Here is a 589-nt window from a genome sequence, read left to right on the forward strand (position 1 = left end):
TTTCGTTTATACTATTTATTTCAAATATACTACAATACTTATATAGTATTATAGATATAATATTTATTTCGCATATAGTTGGAGATTATGGAGTTGTAGCATTAGGAAATAGTGCTTCACTTATGTTTATTATAACTTCTGTATCTTTAGGATTATCAATAGGAGGCTCTATTATAATCTCTAAATATAAAGGAGCTAATGACTCTATAAAATATAAACAAAGTATTACAACTCTATTATTTTTATCAGCWYTATTTTCTATAATAATTTCAGTATTAGGAATAATATTTTCTAAGCATATATTAATATTTATGAATGTACCGAAAGAGTCTTTTAATTATGCTTATGACTATATTAGAATAATTTTTTCTGGTGTGTTTTTYATCTTCTTATACAGCTCTATATCATCAGTAATAAAATCAAGCGGAAAAGAGAAAGTATCATTATGTTTTATAATTATTGCTTCYATCACTAATATACTATTAGATTTTCTGTTTGTATATGTTTTTAAATTATCAGTAAAAGGTGCTGCTTTTGCTACTGTAATATCTCAGGCTTTAAGTTTTTTATTATCATTATATTTTATAAG

At 23.2% G+C, this 589-nt stretch carries 1 protein-coding gene; it reads left to right on the forward strand.

Annotated elements, in window-relative coordinates; all coding sequences use genetic code 11:
• On the forward strand, nucleotides 1–589 hold a 589-nt coding region (locus tag GQX97_RS14140; protein ID WP_198391269.1), incomplete at both ends, for an MATE family efflux transporter.

The organism is Brachyspira sp. SAP_772, from assembly GCF_009755885.1.
GTDB lineage: Bacteria > Spirochaetota > Brachyspiria > Brachyspirales > Brachyspiraceae > Brachyspira.